13 protein-coding genes are annotated in these 17,069 nt (G+C 68.8%); 8 read left to right on the forward strand and 5 right to left on the reverse strand.

From position 1 onward, the window contains the following. Nucleotides 1-17 precede the first annotated feature (17 nt). Together OIE49_RS18180 and rpsF are read right to left on the reverse strand one after the other, a co-directional pair. The gene (locus tag OIE49_RS18180; RefSeq protein WP_326803238.1) at nt 18-623 is read right to left on the reverse strand and encodes a single-stranded DNA-binding protein; all 606 of its coding nucleotides are present in this window, start codon (nt 621-623) and stop codon (nt 18-20) included. Nucleotides 624-688: 65 nt separating this feature from the next. Continuing rightward, the gene (rpsF, locus tag OIE49_RS18185; protein WP_003975025.1) at nt 689-979 is read right to left on the reverse strand and encodes a 30S ribosomal protein S6; all 291 of its coding nucleotides are present in this window, start codon (nt 977-979) and stop codon (nt 689-691) included. A gap of 284 nt (nt 980-1,263) precedes the next feature. Here rpsF and OIE49_RS18190 point away from each other — a divergent pair, with 284 nt between their 5' ends. From OIE49_RS18190 to OIE49_RS18200, 3 genes are all read left to right on the forward strand, one after another. Then, nucleotides 1,264-1,587 (forward strand): hypothetical protein, encoded by a 324-nt coding sequence (locus OIE49_RS18190; protein ID WP_100570508.1) that lies wholly within the window; start codon nt 1,264-1,266, stop codon nt 1,585-1,587. 214 nt (nt 1,588-1,801) lie between these two features. After that, complete coding sequence (gene femX / locus OIE49_RS18195) at nt 1,802-2,923, forward strand: peptidoglycan bridge formation glycyltransferase FemX (RefSeq protein WP_100570509.1); 1,122 nt, start codon at nt 1,802-1,804, stop codon at nt 2,921-2,923. An 83-nt stretch (nt 2,924-3,006) separates the two neighbouring features. Beyond that, entirely contained in the window at nt 3,007-4,038 is a 1,032-nt protein-coding gene (locus tag OIE49_RS18200; RefSeq protein ID WP_326803239.1) for an alanine racemase, read from the forward strand. A gap of 91 nt (nt 4,039-4,129) precedes the next feature. Here OIE49_RS18200 and OIE49_RS18205 read toward each other — a convergent pair whose 3' ends face one another. Together OIE49_RS18205 and OIE49_RS18210 are read right to left on the reverse strand one after the other, a co-directional pair. Continuing rightward, nucleotides 4,130-5,638 carry a glycosyltransferase family 87 protein gene (locus tag OIE49_RS18205; protein ID WP_326803240.1) on the reverse strand — a complete coding sequence of 503 codons (1,509 nt, stop codon included), beginning with the start codon at nt 5,636-5,638 and terminating at the stop codon, nt 4,130-4,132. Nucleotides 5,639-5,800: 162 nt separating this feature from the next. Beyond that, nucleotides 5,801-8,452 carry a transglycosylase domain-containing protein gene (locus OIE49_RS18210; RefSeq protein WP_326803241.1) on the reverse strand — a complete coding sequence of 884 codons (2,652 nt, stop codon included), beginning with the start codon at nt 8,450-8,452 and terminating at the stop codon, nt 5,801-5,803. A 398-nt stretch (nt 8,453-8,850) separates the two neighbouring features. Here OIE49_RS18210 and OIE49_RS18215 point away from each other — a divergent pair, with 398 nt between their 5' ends. The 4 genes from OIE49_RS18215 to OIE49_RS18230 all read left to right on the forward strand — a co-directional run bounded on the left by OIE49_RS18215 (nt 8,851) and on the right by OIE49_RS18230 (nt 12,658). Then, nucleotides 8,851-9,534, forward strand: a complete 684-nt coding sequence (locus OIE49_RS18215; RefSeq protein WP_100570512.1) for a PadR family transcriptional regulator — start codon at nt 8,851-8,853, stop codon at nt 9,532-9,534. A gap of 44 nt (nt 9,535-9,578) precedes the next feature. Then, a complete protein-coding gene (locus tag OIE49_RS18220) occupies nt 9,579-10,661 on the forward strand; it encodes an inositol-3-phosphate synthase (RefSeq protein ID WP_326803242.1) in 1,083 nt (360 codons plus the stop codon). Nucleotides 10,662-10,762: 101 nt separating this feature from the next. Next, nucleotides 10,763-12,040, forward strand: coding sequence for an MFS transporter (locus OIE49_RS18225; RefSeq protein WP_326803243.1), 1,278 nt, complete (start codon nt 10,763-10,765; stop codon nt 12,038-12,040). Between the two features lie 111 nt (nt 12,041-12,151). Beyond that, a complete protein-coding gene (locus tag OIE49_RS18230) occupies nt 12,152-12,658 on the forward strand; it encodes an LppU/SCO3897 family protein (RefSeq protein ID WP_326803244.1) in 507 nt (168 codons plus the stop codon). A 107-nt stretch (nt 12,659-12,765) separates the two neighbouring features. On the opposite strand, the gene OIE49_RS18235 is transcribed toward OIE49_RS18230, so the two are convergent. Continuing rightward, entirely contained in the window at nt 12,766-14,238 is a 1,473-nt protein-coding gene (locus OIE49_RS18235) for a CCA tRNA nucleotidyltransferase (protein ID WP_326803245.1), read from the reverse strand. Nucleotides 14,239-14,558: 320 nt separating this feature from the next. Here OIE49_RS18235 and OIE49_RS18240 point away from each other — a divergent pair, with 320 nt between their 5' ends. Further along, a complete protein-coding gene (locus OIE49_RS18240; RefSeq protein ID WP_326803246.1) occupies nt 14,559-17,036 on the forward strand; it encodes a DUF6049 family protein in 2,478 nt (825 codons plus the stop codon). The last annotated feature ends 33 nt before the right edge of the window (nt 17,037-17,069 follow it).

A 17,069-nucleotide genomic window follows, 5' to 3' on the forward strand; every position in this document is an offset into this window, starting at 1 on the left:
GTTGGGGTACGGCCCGCCTAGAAGGGGGGCTCGTCCGAGTAGCCGCCACCGCCGCCGGAGCCGCCGCCCCAGCCGCCGCCGCCCTGGTTGCCACCGGCGGGAGCACCGGTCGCCCACGGGTCGTCGGAGGGAGCACCGCCCTGCTGGCCGCCACCGGGGCCACCGCCCCAGCCGCCGCCACCCTGGCCGCCACCCTGGCCGCCGCCCTGGCCGCCGCCCTGGCCGCCACCGCCGCCGTAACCACCCTGGCCACCGCGACCCGAGGTCTTGGTGACCTTGGCCGTGGCGTTGCGCAGGCTGGCACCGACCTCGTCGACGTCCAGTTCGTAGACCGTGCGCTTGACGCCCTCACGGTCCTCGTAGGACCGCTGCTTCAGCCGGCCCTGCACGATGACGCGCATGCCTCGCTGGAGCGACTCGGCGACGTTCTCCGCCGCCTGACGCCAGACCGAGCAGGTCAGGAAGAGGCTCTCGCCGTCCTTCCACTCGTTCGTCTGACGGTCGAAGGTGCGGGGAGTGGACGCGACGCGGAACTTCGCGACCGCCGCACCGGACGGGGTGAAGCGCAGCTCGGGGTCGTCGACAAGATTGCCGACGACCGTGATGACGGTCTCGCCTGCCATGGGGGTACCTCTCGGCGGGTTTGCTCTGGCTGCTTGCTACTCGAATCCCGAGATGAGCGAAGGGCTCAGTGCATCTCGGGGCGGAGGACCTTGGTCCGGAGGACCGACTCGTTCAGGTTCATCTGGCGGTCGAGCTCCTTGACGACCGCAGGCTCGGCCTGCAGGTCGATGACCGAGTAGATGCCCTCGGGCTTCTTCTTGATCTCGTACGAGAGACGACGACGGCCCCAGGTGTCGACCTTCTCGACCTTTCCGCCGCCGTCACGGACGACAGAAAGGAAGTTCTCGATCAGCGGGGAGACAGAACGCTCCTCGAGATCGGGGTCGAGGATGACCATCACCTCGTAGTGACGCATGTGGAACCCACCTCCTCTGGACTCAACGGCCACGGTCGTTCCGTGGCAGGAGGGTTGTGATGCGTACGCAACAGTGCTTGCAGTACATCAGCCGCCACTGACAATGAGGGCCGGCTGACGGACTCTCCAGATTGGGCGTGGCTCAGCCTGGGCAGACACCGTGCAGAACGTACAGACTACCCGCACACCTGCTTCCGGTTGAAATCGGGGCGCCGGACCCGTCAACCTGGACACCTCGGGTGTGCACGGCGCTAGGATGCGCCGCTTTTCGCTGGAGGTGCCCCATGGCACAGACGATGCGACCGAACACCGCCGCGGGCGGCGGCCTCTTCGCCACCGACGGCAAGTCCCACCCGGTCCAGGACACCCTGCTCGTGGTGACCCTGGTACTGGGCGTGCTGGCGTTCATCACCGGGCTCCTCTTCCACAGCCTGCACCTGCTGAGCTCCTGGGCCGGTCTGGTCGGGATCCTCACCGGTGCGTACGGCCAGTGGATCTCCGTGACGACGCGCGAGCGCTTCGGGCTGGTGCTCGGTCTCGGCGCCTCCGCGGTCGGCTTCTACCTCGGCCTGGCGCACGGCGGCCTGTTCGGCGGCCTGTTCGGCTGAGACCGGGCACGCCCGGCCGCTCCTCGGGGACGGCGTCCGCCGAAGACCGCGGACGCGCGCCCGTACGACCGCACGACTGGTGCAACGGCGGTGAACGGGCCGGGCCGAAGGTTGTGTACGGCCAGTCTGCGCGCTCCCGGGGCGCAGTAGGCTTCGGCGCGAGAGCCGGAGCCCCTGTACCCATGGGGACACGCCAGCCCGAGGAGCGCCCCGAATGAGCCTGACCCTGAGGACCATCAGTCGAGAGCAGCATCTGGCTTACATCCAGAATCTGCCCGCGGCGAGTCACATGCAGGTCCCGGCATGGTCAGAGGTCAAGGCGGAGTGGCGCTCGGAGAACCTGGGCTGGTTCGACGAACGTACCGGTGAACTGGTCGGCGCGGGTCTCGTCCTGTACCGCCAGCTGCCCAAGATCAAGCGCTATCTCGCCTACCTGCCCGAGGGGCCGGTCATCAACTGGTTCGCGCCGAATCTCGACGACTGGATCCAGCCGATGCTGGCGCATCTGAAGCAGCAGGGCGCCTTCTCGGTGAAGATGGGCCCGCCGGTGATCATCCGCCGCTGGAACGCCGAGACCATCAAGAAGGGCATCCAGGACTCGGACGTCAAGCGTCTGCGCGACCTGGAGGCCGACTTCATCGAGCCCCGCGCCTTCGAGGTCGCCGACAAGCTGCGCCGTATGGGCTGGCAGCAGGGCGAGGACGGCGGCGCCGGCTTCGGCGACGTGCAGCCCCGCTACATCTTCCAGGTGCCGCTCGCCAACCGGTCGCTGGAAGAGGTGCACAAGAACTTCAACCAGCTGTGGCGCCGCAACATCAAGAAGGCGGAGAAGGCCGGCGTCGAGGTCGTCCAGGGCGGCTACCAGGACCTCGAGGAATGGCAGCGGCTGTACGAGATCACGGCGGTCCGCGACCACTTCCGGCCCCGCCCGCTGTCGTACTTCCAGCGCATGTGGACGGCCCTCAACACCGAGGACCCCAACCGCATGCGGCTGTACTTCGCCCGGCACAACGGCGTGAACCTGGCGGCGGCGACGATGCTGATCGTCGGCGGGCACGTCTGGTACTCCTACGGCGCCTCCGACAACATCGGCCGCGAGGTCCGGCCCTCGAACGCGATGCAGTGGCGGATGCTGCGCGACGCCTACGCGCTCGGCGCCACGGTCTACGACCTGCGCGGCATCTCCGACTCGCTGGACGAGACCGACCACCTCTTCGGTCTGATCCAGTTCAAGGTCGGCACCGGCGGCCAGGCCGCCGAGTACCTCGGAGAGTGGGACTTCCCGCTGAACAAGCTGCTCCACAAGGCGCTCGACATCTACATGTCGCGCCGCTGACCTGACACTCTTCGGTTCGACCCCGTCGACACCTTCCATACTTCTGATACACCGCATTTACGAGAGAGGTTCCAGGTCCGGCCATGGCGCTCACGCTCTACGTCGACACCGCGCGCTGGCGGGCGCACCACAAGCACGTGCAGGAGCAGTTCCCCGGGCTTGTCCCGGTCTGCAAGGGCAACGGCTACGGATTCGGGCACGAGCGGCTGGCGGAGGAGGCCACGCGGCTGGGCTCCGACATCCTCGCCGTCGGCACGACGTACGAGGCCGCGCGCATCAAGGACTTCTTCAGCGGTGACCTGCTGGTCCTGACGCCGTACCGCCGCGGCGAGGAGCCGGTGCCGCTGCCCGACCGTGTGGTCCGTTCGGTGTCGTCGATCGACGGGGTGTACGGCCTCGTCGGGGCCCGTGTGGTCATCGAGGTGATGTCCTCGATGAAGCGGCACGGCATCAGCGAGCAGGATCTGCCGCAGCTGCACGCCGCCATCGAGAACGTCCGGCTGGAGGGTTTCGCCATCCACCTGCCGCTGGACCGCACGGACGGCTCGGACGCCGTGGAGGAGGTCATCGGCTGGATGGACCGGCTGCGCGCGGCCCGCCTGCCGCTGCACACGATGTTCGTCAGCCACCTCAAGGCGGACGAACTCGCCCGGTTGCAGCAGCAGTTCCCGCAGACGCGTTTCCGTGCCCGCATCGGCACGCGGCTCTGGCTGGGGGATCACGACGCCACCGAGTACCGCGGCGCGGTCCTGGACGTCACCAAGGTCAGCAAGGGCGACCGTTTCGGCTACCGCCAGCAGAAGGCGGCCTCGGACGGCTTCCTGGTGGTCGTGGCGGGCGGTACGTCGCACGGAGTGGGCCTGGAGGCCCCCAAGGCGCTGCACGGCGTCATGCCGCGCGCCAAGGGCGTCGCCCGCGCCGGTCTCGCCACGGTGAACCGCAACCTCTCCCCGTTCGTCTGGAGCGGCAAGCAGCGCTGGTTCGCGGAGCCGCCGCACATGCAGGTGTCGATCCTGTTCGTCCCCTCGGACGCTCCGGAGCCCAAGGTCGGCGACGAGTTGGTGGCCCATCTGCGCCACACCACGACGCAGTTCGACCGGCTCATGGACCACTGAGCGGCGGTCGCGGGATCCGTTCTCGTGCGAAAGGCCGTGTCCGGCAGTGCCGGACACGGCCTTTCGCATGCCCCCTGGGGAGGCTGTTCGCTCAGAGCGAATCACTCCGGGGTGCGGCCGGGCCCTGCCCGCCCCACTCCACCTGAGCCCCGCCCAAGTCCGCCTCCGGGTGCGGTGGCCGGGCCCGGGTGCCCAGGACGAAGACGTCCTCGGCGCCGTCGAGGACACCGCCCGAGGGGTCGTCGTCGCCGGCCCGGCGCAGCACATCCCGCTCCGGCATGAGGATGTCGCGCACGACGACTCCGCACAGGTACAGGGTGCCCAGCAGGTGCACGGCGATCGCCCAGTGGTAGCCGTCGGTCGGCAGCCCCTTGTGGGCGTCTCCGCTGGTCGTGTAGGCGAGGTACATCCAGATGCCGAGGAAGTACGCCACCTCGCAGGCCTGCCAGATCAGGAAGTCGCGCCACTTGGGGCGGGCCAGCGCGGCCAGCGGGACCAGCCACAGGACGTACTGGGGCGAGTAGACCTTGTTGGTGAGGATGAAGGCCGCCACGATCAGGAAGGCGAGCTGGGCGAAGCGCGGACGGCGCGGGGCGTACAGCGTCAGTGCCGCGATGCCGAGGGCGCACAGCACCACCAGCAGGGTGGCCGTGGTGTTGACGAAGTCGGTGCTCGGCGGACTGGTCGAGTTCTGGGCCCAGATGAGCCAGAAGGAGCCGAAGTCGACGCCCCGGTCATGGCTGAACCTGTAGAACTGCCACCAGCCTTCCGAGGCGAAGGCCATCACCGGCAGGTTCACCACCAGCCAGGCGACGACGGCGCCCGCCAGCGCTCTGCCGAAGTCCCGCCACTTCCCCGCCCGCCAGCACAGCACGAACAGCGGGCCGAGCAGGAAGACGGGATAGAGCTTGGCGGCCGTGGCGAGGCCCAGCAGGACGCCGAAGGCGATCGAACGCCCTCGGGACCACATCAGCATCGCGGCGGCCGTCAGCGCGACCGCCAGCAGGTCCCAGTTGATGGTGGCGGTCAGCACGAAGGCAGGCGCGAGGGCGACCAGCAGACCGTCCCAGGGCCGCCGGGCGTGGGTGCGGGTCACGCAGACGGCGATGACGGCCGCGCACACCATCAGCATCCCGGCGTTGACCATCCAGTACCACTGTTCCTGGTGCTGGATGCTGCCGCTGTGCGGGGTCAGCCAGGAGGCCACCTCCATGAAGACCCCGGTCAGTACGGGGTACTCCAGGTACGGCATGTCACCGGGGAGCCTGTCGAAGTAGGGCACGAGGCCCTCGGCGAAACCACGGCCTTGGTAGAGGTGCGGAATGTCCGAATAGCAGGCCTTCGTGTACTGGGAGCTCGCACCGAAGAACCAGGCGCCGTGGTAGCAGGGCACCTTCTGGACCAGGCCGAGGGCGAACATGCCGATGGCGACGAGCGCGACGACCCGTACGGGGGTCCACCAGGACCTTCCGAGCAGGGCACGCCGCCCGACGGGGCCGCCGATCAGCTCGCTGCCGGCCGCCGCGACCTCGTCCTCCTTGGTGGGCCGCACCGGGTCCGGCTCGTGCACGCTCGCTTGCGTCGATTCAGCACTGGGCATGGGGCACATCCTGCCGTACGACCCGGGGGCACGTGCCCGGTCGGCACCGCGGTGGGCGCGACGGCCCGTTCTCCTCGCTGAGGCCGGACCCGAAACGCCCCATCGCACGAACGAGCGCGCGCCACGACCAGGAGGTCGTGGCGCGCGCTCGCTTCGTTCGGATCAACCGCCGGCCGGGCCTGCGAAGAGACCGTTGCCTCCGTTCCCGTTGCCCCGGTTGCCGCCTCCGTTGCCGTTGCCGCCGTCCGACTCGGTCGGCGAAGGCGACGACTGGTCGGTGCCGCCGTCCACGCCGCCGTCGCCGGTCTGACCGCCGTTGCCGTTGCCGCCTCCGTTGCCGTTGCCGTTGCCGTTGCCGTTGCAGCCGAAGAAACCGCAACGGGTCCGGGTCGGCGAGGGCGCCGGGTCGGGCTCGGTCTCGCTGGGCGTGGGCGAGGGACTCGGGCTCTCCTCCGCGGTCTCGGTGGCTGTCGGGGTCGGAGTCGGAGAGGGCGCGCCGACCCCGTCCGCGATCTCGCCGACCTTCTCGGCCTCGGGGAAGCCGGGGTCGTTCTTCCCCTGCAGCGCTGCCTTCATGTACTCGGTCCACACCTGTGTGGGGATGTCACCACCGTGGATGGAGTCCTTGCCCGCCGTGCCGTTCATGGAGAGCAGACTGTGGGTCTTGGGCTCCTCACGGAACATCGTCACCGCGGTCGACAGTTGCTGCGTGTAGCCGACGAACCACGCGGACTTGTTCTTGTCGGTGGTGCCCGTCTTGCCCGCGGCCTTGCGGCCCAGGGCGAGCGCGTTCGTGGCCGTGCCGTTCTCGACGACGTTCTCGAGGACGTCGGTGACGTTGTGCGCCACGATCTCGGGCATCGCCCGCTTGAGGCGCGGCTTCTCGAAGCCGGGCAGCTCCGAACCGTCGTGCTTGACGGCCTTCACCGAGTACGGGTCGGCCTGCTGCCCCGACGCCGCGAACGTCGCGTAGGCGTCGGCCATGCGGATCGCGCTGGGGGTCGACGTACCGAGGGCGAACGACGCGTTGAGGTCGGCGAAGCTGCCCTTCAGAAGGCCGGACTTCTCAGCCACGTCGGCCACCTTCGGCATCCCCACGTCCATGCCGAGCTGCACGAAGGGTGTGTTGATGGACTGCTCCATCGCCTTGCGCAGGGTGATGTAGCCCCACGGGTGGGGGCCCTCGTTGTTCTGGAAGAAGGGGGTGTTGTCCTTCTTGAGAACGTAGGACCCGTCGTTGTTCATGATCTTCAGGTGGTCGTTGCCGTTGTACTTGCTGAGCGGTGAGACCCCGACGCCATCGGTCTTGTAGGTGCCGTACTGCATCGCCGCGGCGAGCACGAACGGCTTCCACGTCGAACCGACGGGGACGCCCGAGGTGTCCGCGTTGTTGGTGAAGTGGCCGTTCTCGAAGCCGACGCCACCGTAGAGAGCGACGATCGCACCGTCATTGGGTTTCACCGACGCCGCACCGAACTGGACGTGCTTGTCCTTCTCGCGCTTCGGGTCGATGTTCGCCTTCTCCACCTTCTTCACGGCGGCGGCCAGTGCGTCGACCTTGCTCTTCTCGAAGGTGGTGTAGATCTGGTACCCGCCCTGGTCGAACTGCGCCTCCGTGATGTCGGAGTGCTTCAGGACGTACCGCTTCGCCGCGTCGACGAGGTAGCTGACCTGGCCGGTCATTCCCTTGATCGCCTTACGGCCCTGAGGCTCGGGGTACTTCTTGATCGCCTCCTGGTACTCGGCGTCCGTGAGGTGATCCTTCAGATCGGGCTTGTGCATCTGCTCGAGGATCCAACTCCACCGCACTTCCGAACGCTTGTGGTTGGCCGCGGCGGTGGCCGAGGAGTCGAGGTTGTCGTTGCCCGCGGGGTCGTAGTACGTCGGGCCCTTGAGCAGAGCGGCGAGCACGGCGCATTCGCTCGGCGTGAGTTCGACGGCGTTCTTGCCGTAGTACGTCTGGGCGGCGGCCTGGATGCCGTACGCGCCACGGCCGTAGTACGAGGTGTTCAGGTAGCCCTGGAGGATGTCGTCCTTGGAGAGTTTCGTGCCCACCTTGATCGAGATGAACATCTCCTTGAACTTCCGGGAGACCGTCTGGTCCTGGCTCAGGTAGGTGTTCTTCACGAACTGCTGGGTGATCGTCGAACCGCCCTGCGTGTCACCACCCGTCGCCATGTTCCCCAGCGCGCGGACGATACCCATCGGGTCTACACCCGAGTCCTTGTAGAAGCTCTTGTTCTCGGCCGAGATCACCGCCAGCCCCATGGCCTTGGGAATCTTGTCGATCGTGACGTTCTGCCGGTTCTGGCCGCTGCCGGTGGCGACCATCTGCTGACCGTTGGACCAGTAGTAGACGTTGTTCTGCGACACCGCCGCGGCGTGCGCCTCGTTGGGCACGCTCACCATCGCGTACCCGACGCCGGCGACGGCCACCAGGCTGCCGACGAAGCCGATGCACAACCCGGAGACGAGCCGCCAGGACGGTATCCAGCGGCGCCATCCGTACCCTTCCGCGCGCGGGTAGTCGATGAACCGCTTCTCGGGGGGCGGCCCCGGCCGTCCTCGGCCGCGTCCGGGACCGTCCGGTCGGCCGCGTCGGCCGCTGCCCCTCTGCGCCGCCCGCCGGGCCTCGGCACGGCTGCCGTAGGGGCGGTCCTCGCCTTCCACGCCATGTGAACCGGAATCGGCAGGAGATCCGGTGGCGCCTCGCGGTGCCGCACGGCGGCCGGAGGACGAGGCGGACTGGCCACGTCGGGCCGCGGCACGTCCGCCTCCCTGCGGCTGCGGCGGTTTGCGACGGTGCTCGCTCATCGAACGATTACTCCTCGGGCAGGCGCTTTCTCGCGCGCCTGGAGACGGCGGCTGTTTTCCGGTCCCCCCGAAGTACGGATGTGGTCGGTCACGCATTCACCCGTACCGCACCGGGAGCGAGGACGATCCCCAGGCGTCACTCGGTTCCCGGCGATGTGCATGGCGCACAGACTACGCACTGGCTAAACCCGGTGAGCCCCGAAGTTCACCCCAAACCAGGCAACTTGCCTCCGACCGACCGGCGATGTGATCCCGTTCACTCCGTCCCCTCTTGTCGCATGCGGGGGTGGGATCTATCGTCGTGATGTATCGAGTCGATACATCAGTGCGAGATAAGCAGCGTCACGGCACCCGGAGCGGCCCCGCCGCCACCGGATCGCGGCAGAGAGGAGGCGACGATGGGCCGGCGTTCCGGCATCCTCGAGTTCGCCGTACTCGGCCTGCTCCGCGAATCCCCGATGCACGGCTACGAACTGCGCAAACGGCTCAACACGTCACTGGGCGTGTTCCGTGCGTTCAGCTACGGGACGCTCTATCCCTGCCTCAAGACGCTGGTCGTCAACGGCTGGTTGATCGAGGAGCCGGGAAGCGCTCCTGAGGACGCCGTCTCCGCCGCGCTCGCGGGCCGGCGCGCCAAAATCGTCTACCGGTTGACGGCCGAAGGTAAGGAGCACTTCGAGGAGCTGCTCTCGCAGACGGGCCCCGACACGTACGAGGACGAGCACTTCGCCGCTCGATTCGCCTTCTTCGGGCAGACGTCGCGCGACGTACGCATGCGCGTACTGGAGGGCCGCCGCAGCCGGCTGGAGGAGCGTCTGGAGAAGATGCGCGCCTCCCTGGCACGCACCCGGGAGCGCCTCGACGACTACACACTCGAGCTCCAGCGCCACGGAATGGAGTCCGTGGAGCGCGAAGTGCGCTGGCTGAACGAGCTCATCGAGAGCGAGCGGGCCGGGCGGGACCTCAAGGGTTCCGTCTCCGGGGGTCCCGCCTCGCTGGACACCACCACTGGAGCGACGGGCGGCCTGCCCCGGTCCGGGGAGTCTTCCCGGCCGGATACGCCCGACGACACCGCCACGTGAGGTCCCGTCGGGGCTTCACCGATTACACACAGGGAGCAACCGGAATGGGTTCGGTTCGCGTAGCCATCGTCGGCGTGGGCAACTGCGCCGCGTCGCTGGTGCAGGGCGTCGAGTACTACAAGGACGCCGACCCGGCGTCCAAGGTCCCGGGCCTCATGCACGTGCAGTTCGGCGACTACCACGTGCGTGACGTCGAGTTCGTCGCCGCCTTCGACGTCGACGCGAAGAAGGTCGGCCTGGACCTCGCGGACGCCATCGGCGCCTCCGAGAACAACACCATCAAGATCTGCGACGTGCCCAGCACCGGTGTGACGGTTCAGCGCGGCCACACCCTCGACGGTCTCGGCAAGTACTACCGGGAGACCATCGAGGAGTCCGCCGAGGCCCCGGTCGACGTCGTCCAGATCCTCAAGGACAAGCAGATCGACGTCCTGGTCTGCTACCTGCCCGTGGGCTCCGAGGACGCGGCGAAGTTCTACGCCCAGTGCGCCATCGACGCCAAGGTCGCCTTCGTCAACGCACTCCCGGTCTTCATCGCCGGCACCAAGGAGTGGGCGGACAAGTTCACCGAGGCGGGCGTCCCGATCGTCGGCGACGACATCAAGTCGCAGGTCGGCGCGACCATCACGCACCGCGTCATGGCGAAGCTGTTCGAGGACCGCGGTGTCATCCTGGACCGCACCATGCAGCTGAACGTCGGCGGCAACATGGACTTCAAGAACATGCTGGAGCGCGACCGGCTGGAGTCCAAGAAGATCTCCAAGACCCAGGCCGTCACCTCCCAGATCCCCGACCGGGACCTCGGCGAGAAGAACGTCCACATCGGCCCGTCCGACTACGTGGCCTGGCTCGACGACCGCAAGTGGGCGTACGTCCGCCTCGAGGGCCGCGCCTTCGGCGACGTCCCGCTGAGCCTGGAGTACAAGCTCGAGGTCTGGGACTCCCCGAACTCCGCCGGTGTCATCATCGACGCCGTGCGCGCCGCGAAGATCGCCAAGGACCGCGGCATCGGCGGCCCGATCCTGTCGGCGTCCTCGTACTTCATGAAGTCCCCGCCGGTGCAGTACTTCGACGACGAGGCCCGCGAGAACGTGGAGAAGTTCATCCGCGGCGAGGTCGAGCGCTAGAGAGCGTTGCACAAAACCGCTCCTGCCAGGGCTGTTGGGCCCCCGTCCGTGTACGCCTCGCGTGCACCCGGGGGCCCTCCCACATGTGAGGCTGTCACCCCATGGCCGTCGTCCGTGACCTGCGCGTCCTGCTGCGCTTGAGGAACTTCAGGCGCCTGCTCGCCGTGCGGGTGCTCTCCCAGAGCGCCGACGGCGTCTACCAGGTCGCGCTCGCCACCTACGTCGTCTTCTCCCCGGAGAAGCAGACCTCGCCCGCCGCGATCGCCTCCGCGATGGCGGTGCTGCTCCTGCCGTACTCGCTGATCGGCCCCTTCGCGGGCGTCCTGCTGGACCGCTGGCGCCGTCGCCAGGTCTTCCTCTACGGCAACCTGGCGCGGGCCGTGCTGGCGACGGCCACGGCCGTGCTGATGGTCGCCGCCGTACCGGACTGGCTGTTCTACGTCTCCGCGCTGTGCGTCACCGCCGTCAACCGCTTCGTGCTCGCCGGGCTGTCCGCCGCGCTGCCGCGCGTGGTCGACGCCGAGCGGCTGGTGATGGCCAACTCCCTGTCGCCGACCGCCGGCTCCCTGGCCGCTTTCGCGGGTGGCGGCCTCGCCTTCGCCGTGCGACTGGTGGGAGCGGACTCCGACGCGGCCGTGGTGCTGCTGGGGGCCGCCCTGTATTTGTGCGCGGCCCTGACCTCGCTGCTCATGGCACCGGACCTGCTCGGGCCCGACCGCGAACCGCGGCGGCCACGGCTGGGCGCGGCGCTGAACGTCACCGCGCGCGAGCTGATGGCGGCCGTACGGCACCTCGTCGCGCCGTCCCGGCGGCAGGCCGCCTGGGCGCTGGCCTCGATGACGCTGATGCGGTTCTGCTACGGGGCACTGACCGTCCTGGTGCTGATGCTGTGCCGCTACGGCCTGACCTCGAACACACGGGACGGGCTGCGTCTGCTCGGGCTGGCGCTCGCTCTCTCCGGCGTGGGGTTCTTCGCGGCGGCCGTGATGACACCGTGGGCGGCGGGCCGGCTCGGACCGTCCGGCTGGATCGCCGTGTGCGCAGGCTCCGCCGCTGTCCTCGAACCCGCCCTCGGCCTGCCGTTCGCCACCGGCCCCCTGCTCGTCGCGGCGTTCGTGCTGGGGCTGACCACCCAGGGCGCGAAGATCGCCACGGACACGATGGTGCAGTCCGCGGTGGACGACGGTTTCCGCGGCCGGATCTTTTCCGTGTACGACGTGCTGTTCAACGTGGCGTTCGTCGGCGCCGCGGGGGTCGCCGCGCTGATGCTGCCACCGGACGGCCGATCGTCCGTGCTCGTCGTGATGGTCGCCGTGATCTACGGGGCAGTTGCGGCCGCTATGACACGCTTTGCAGGCCGACAAGTGTCACGTCAATGACACAGAGCCCCACCGGGTCACAGCAGTGTCAGTCCTGGCCTGTAACTTACGTGCGTCTTATTTCGACAGCATGTTCTTGCCGTCATGCACTAGTTCCAGGGGGACCCCCGAATGACCACTCCGCCGCCGCCCCAGGGCCAGAACCCGCACGCTGAGGCGCCCACCGCTCCCATGGGGCAGCAGGCCGGTCAGCCTGGAGCCCCGCAGCAGCCGTACCCGCCGCAGGCGCCATACGCCCCCTTCCCGCAGCAGCAGGGTGCCCCGGTCCCGCCGCCCGTTCCGCCGAAGTCCGGTGGCAAGAAGGTGCGGGGCATCCTCGGCACGATGGGCCTCATTGCCGCCGTCCTCCTCGTCAAGTTCGGTATCGGCTGGTGGTTCAGCCAGACCGACGCCGAGACGACTTCGGTGGGTGCCTGCCTGCACAACAAGGGAACCGACTCCCACGCCGACCTCAAGGAGGTCGACTGCTCGTCCGGTGAGGCCGAGTACAAGGTGATCCAGAAGTTCGACGGCTCTTCCGACGAGAACAAGTGCGAAAGCGTCAAGGGGTGGACCGTCTCCTACGTCCAGTCCGGAGGCGGACACGACGTGGTGCTGTGCCTGACGGAGACCAAGTAACACCCGCTTGACCCATGACGAAGGGGCGATGTTTCACGTGAAACATCGCCCCTCGGCGTTTCCCGGGCTCGTGTTTCACGTGAAACACGAGCCCTTTCCACGCACCCTCAGCCCTGCTGCTCCTGCTCGGCCCACCACTCCTTGAGGGCCGCCACCGCCGCGTCGTGCCCCATCGGGCCGTTCTCGAGTCGCAGTTCCAGCATGTACTTGTACGCCTTGCCGACGGCCGGTCCGGGCTTGACGCCGAGGACCTCCATGATCTGGTTGCCGTCGAGGTCCGGGCGGATCGCGTCGAGCTCCTCCCGCCCCTTGAGCTCGGCGATGCGCTCCTCCAGGCCGTCGTACGCCCGGGACAGTGCGGCCGCCTTGCGCTTGTTGCGGGTCGTGCAGTCCGAACGGGTCAGCTTGTGAAGGCGGTCGAGCAGCGGGCCGGCGTCGCGGACATAGCGGCGGACAGCCGAGTCCGTCCACTCGCCGGCACCGTAGCCATGGAAACGCAGATGGAGTTCGACCAGCCGCGAAACGTCCTTCACCAGCTCGTTGGAGTACTTCAGCGCGATCATGCGCTTCTTGGTCATCTTCGCGCCGACCACTTCGTGGTGGTGGAAGGAGACCCGGCCGTCCTTCTCGAAGCGACGGGTGCGCGGCTTGCCGATGTCATGCAGAAGGGCGGCGAGGCGCAGCGTCAGGTCGGGCTCCTCCTCCAACTCCATCGCCTGCTCCAGCACGATCAGCGTGTGGTCGTAGACGTCCTTGTGCCGGTGGTGCTCGTCGCTCTCCAGACGCAGGGCGGGCAGCTCGGGCAGCACATGGCCGGCGAGACCGGTGTCGACGAGCAGGGACAGGCCCTTGCGCGGGTGAGCCGACAGGATCAGTTTGTTCAGCTCGTCCCGGACCCGCTCGGCCGAGACGATCTCGATACGCCCCGCCATCCCCTTGATCGCCGCGAGAACCTCGGGGGCGACTTCGAAGTCGAGCTGGGCGGCGAAGCGCGCGGCCCGCATCATGCGCAACGGGTCGTCGGAGAAGGACTCCTCGGGGGTGCCCGGAGTGCGCAGCACCCGTGCCTCGAGGTCGCCGATCCCGCCGTGCGGGTCGATGAACGTCTTCTCCGGCAGCGCCACGGCCATGGCGTTGACCGTGAAGTCACGGCGGACGAGGTCCTCCTCGATGGAGTCGCCGTACGACACCTCGGGCTTGCGCGAGGAGCGGTCGTAGGCCTCCGACCGGTAGGTGGTCACCTCGATCTGGAAGCACCGGTCGACATCCCCGACGCGGGCCTGCTTCTGCGCCCCGACCGTGCCGAAGGCGATCCCGACCTCCCAGACGGCGTCCGCCCAGGGCCGCACGATCTTCAGTACGTCCTCGGGGCGGGCGTCGGTCGTGAAGTCCAGGTCGTTGCCGAGCCGGCCGAGCAGCGCGTCCCGGACCGAGCCGCCGACCAGGGCGAGAGAGAACCCGGCCTCCTGGAAACGGCGCGCGAGGTCGTCGGCGACAGGGGCGACCAGCAGCAGCTCGCTCACCGCGCGCTGCTGCACCTGGCTCAGGGCAGGGGAAGTGTCTTCGTTGGCGTTCGGCACAACAGAAAAGGGTACGTGGCCCGGGCGCCCGACCGCGCCGACATTGTTCGGCACCGGCCGCGGCGGATGCGCGGCGACAACACCGCACGGGACGCGGCGGCAGCTCCCCTTTATTACCTACTCCAGCTCTCCTTATTACCTACGCAACCCACGCCTTTGTGACGTAACGAACAGCATCCCCGGATACAGGCATATCCAGGGCGTCCACCCGCGTCCAGCGATCTTGAAACCGCCTCCGAGGCACTTCCCCCCGGCGCACATCGTTACCATGCGTGGACGCACATTCCGACGACCACTGACGACGAGGGACGGGCGAGCGCGTGGCCGAGGCGGCAGACTTCCAGGGGACCAGTCCCTCACCTGCCCGCCGAAGGCTGCGGCGTGCCGGGGCGCTGCTCACCGGAGCACCGCTGCTGGCCGCTCTGCTCCAACTGCCCGCCACCCCGTCCGCACACGCCGCCGGGCAGGAGTCCCCGCAGACCGCGTCGGGCTCGCGCACGGTCGCCGTCTCCGTCGACTCGTTCAGCCCCAGCGCCCCCACGGACGGGGACACGCTGACCGTGTCCGGCACCGTGACGAACAAGGGAAAGCAGGCCGTCACCGACGCCCACGTGGGCCTGCGCGTGGGCCCGGAGCTGGACACCCGCTCGTCGATCGACTCCGTGGCCCAGCGCACCAGGTTCGATCCGGGCGCCGACGGCCCCGAGGTCGGCGACAAGTACGCCCAGAAGTTCACGCAGCTCGCTCCGGGCGTCGCGGAGCACTTCAGCATCTCCGTGCCGGTCGACAAGCTGAACCTCGGCGCGAACGGGGTCTACGAGTTCTCCGTCTCACTGTCCGGCCAGACCTCCGTCCAGCCCTGGGAGCAGGTCCTGGGCATCCAGCGCACGTTCCTGCCGTGGCAGCCGGACGACGCGGGCACGAAGACCAAGACGACCTATTTGTGGCCGCTGATGTCCAGCGTCCACATGACGGCCGAAACGGGCCCCGGCGCACAGCAGACGCCAGTCTTCCTCGACGACGACCTCGCCAAGGAGCTCGCGCCCGGCGGACGCCTGGAGCGGATGCTGTCGCTGGGCAAGGACCTCGACGTCACCTGGGTGATCGACCCCGACCTGCTGGCGTCCGTCGACGCCATGACCGGCAACTACAGCATCCAGACCGCGGACGGCACGCCCGTGCCGGGCACTCACCAGGATGTCGCCAAGAAGTGGCTCGCCGAGCTCCAGCAGGCGATGGCGGGCAAGGACGTCGTGGCGCTGCCCTTCGCCGACCCGGACCTGGCCTCCCTCGCCCACCACGGCACGAGCGTCACCGGCTCGTTGAGCCAGCTCAAGGACGCCACCGACGTCGCCGCCAGCACGGTGGAGACGGTGCTCCAGGTGAAGCCGAGCACGGACTTCGCCTGGCCCGTGGAGGGCGCCGTCGACCCGTCGATCGTCAAGGTCGCCACCTCCGCGGGCGCCGACAGGATCATCACGCGCAGCGACAGCCTCCAGGAGACCGGCGGGCTGTCGTACACGCCCTCCGCTGCCCGCCCGATCGGCGGCGGCACCACGGCGATCGTCGCGGACGCCCGCCTGTCGACGGCGTTCGAGGGTGACCTGACGCAGGCCGGCGCCAGCACACTCGCCGTGCAGGAGTTCCTGGCCCAGAGCCTGGAACTCGACAGCCAGACGAGCCGGCAGCGCAGCATCGTCGTGGCCCCGCAGCGCATGCCCAGCGCGAGCCAGGCCCAGGCCATGGCGCAGGCGCTGACGGCCCTCCAGCAGAGCAACTGGTCCCAGTCGCAGGACCTGGCCGCGGCCGCCGCGGCCAAGCCGGACCCCGGCGCCACCACGAAGATCCCGTCCGCCGCGGACTACCCCTCCTCGCTGCGCAGGAAGGAACTCAGGCCGGCCGCCTTCAGGGCGATCGCCAGGACGCAGGACAAGGTCGACAACTTCCGGGTCGTCCTGACCTACCCGTCCCGGGTCGTGACGCCCTTCGGGCGGGCCATGAACCGGGAGATGGCCACGTCCTGGCGCGGCGGGTCCGGCGGGGCGAGGGACTTCCGGGACGGCGTGGAGGCGTACCTCGACGACCTCTCCGAGCAGGTCAAGCTGATCGACAAGTCGGAGACGAAGCTCTCCGGCCGCAGCGCCACGATCCCGGTGACCGTGCAGAACAACCTGGTGCAGGGCGTCGACCACCTGATGCTGCGGCTCACCTCGACCAACCCCACCCGCCTCAAGATCGGCGGCAAGGCGTACTGGGAGCAGCCCGTCGCGGTCGCCGGCGGGCACACCCAGTCCGTGAAGTTCCCCACGTCGGCCAACGCCAACGGCCCCGTGACGGTGGTCGCCCAGCTCTACACGCAGGACGGCCAGGAGTACGGCGCGCCGGTCACCTTCGACGTGAAGGTCACCGAGATCACGGCCACGGTGATGCTGGTCATCGGTGGCGGCGTCCTGCTGCTCGTCCTCGCCGGCTTCCGCATGTACACCCAGCGCAAGCGTGCGGCGGCCAAGGAGGCGGCCCACGACCCCCAGGATCCTCAGGACGCCGAGCAGGCCGAGCGCGCAGAGGAAGCGCGGGACGGCGAGGACGGCGCCGGAGAGGCCGGTGACGGCGCGGACGGGCCGGAAGGCGTCGAGCCGGAGAACCCCGAAGGCACCGCCGGTCGTCCCGCAGAAGGCACAGAAGAGTCCGGCACCCGGTCCCGGGCGGACGACCCGGAGCAGCCGAGTGACCCGACACCGGACACCGCGGCGGAAAGCACAGACCCGTCCGGCACGGGTGAGAAGGTGGACCGTTGAGGATGTCGTGGCCCGGAGGGCCCGGGACGATGA

Source organism: Streptomyces sp. NBC_01788, from assembly GCF_035917575.1.
Taxonomy (GTDB): Bacteria; Actinomycetota; Actinomycetes; order Streptomycetales; family Streptomycetaceae; genus Streptomyces.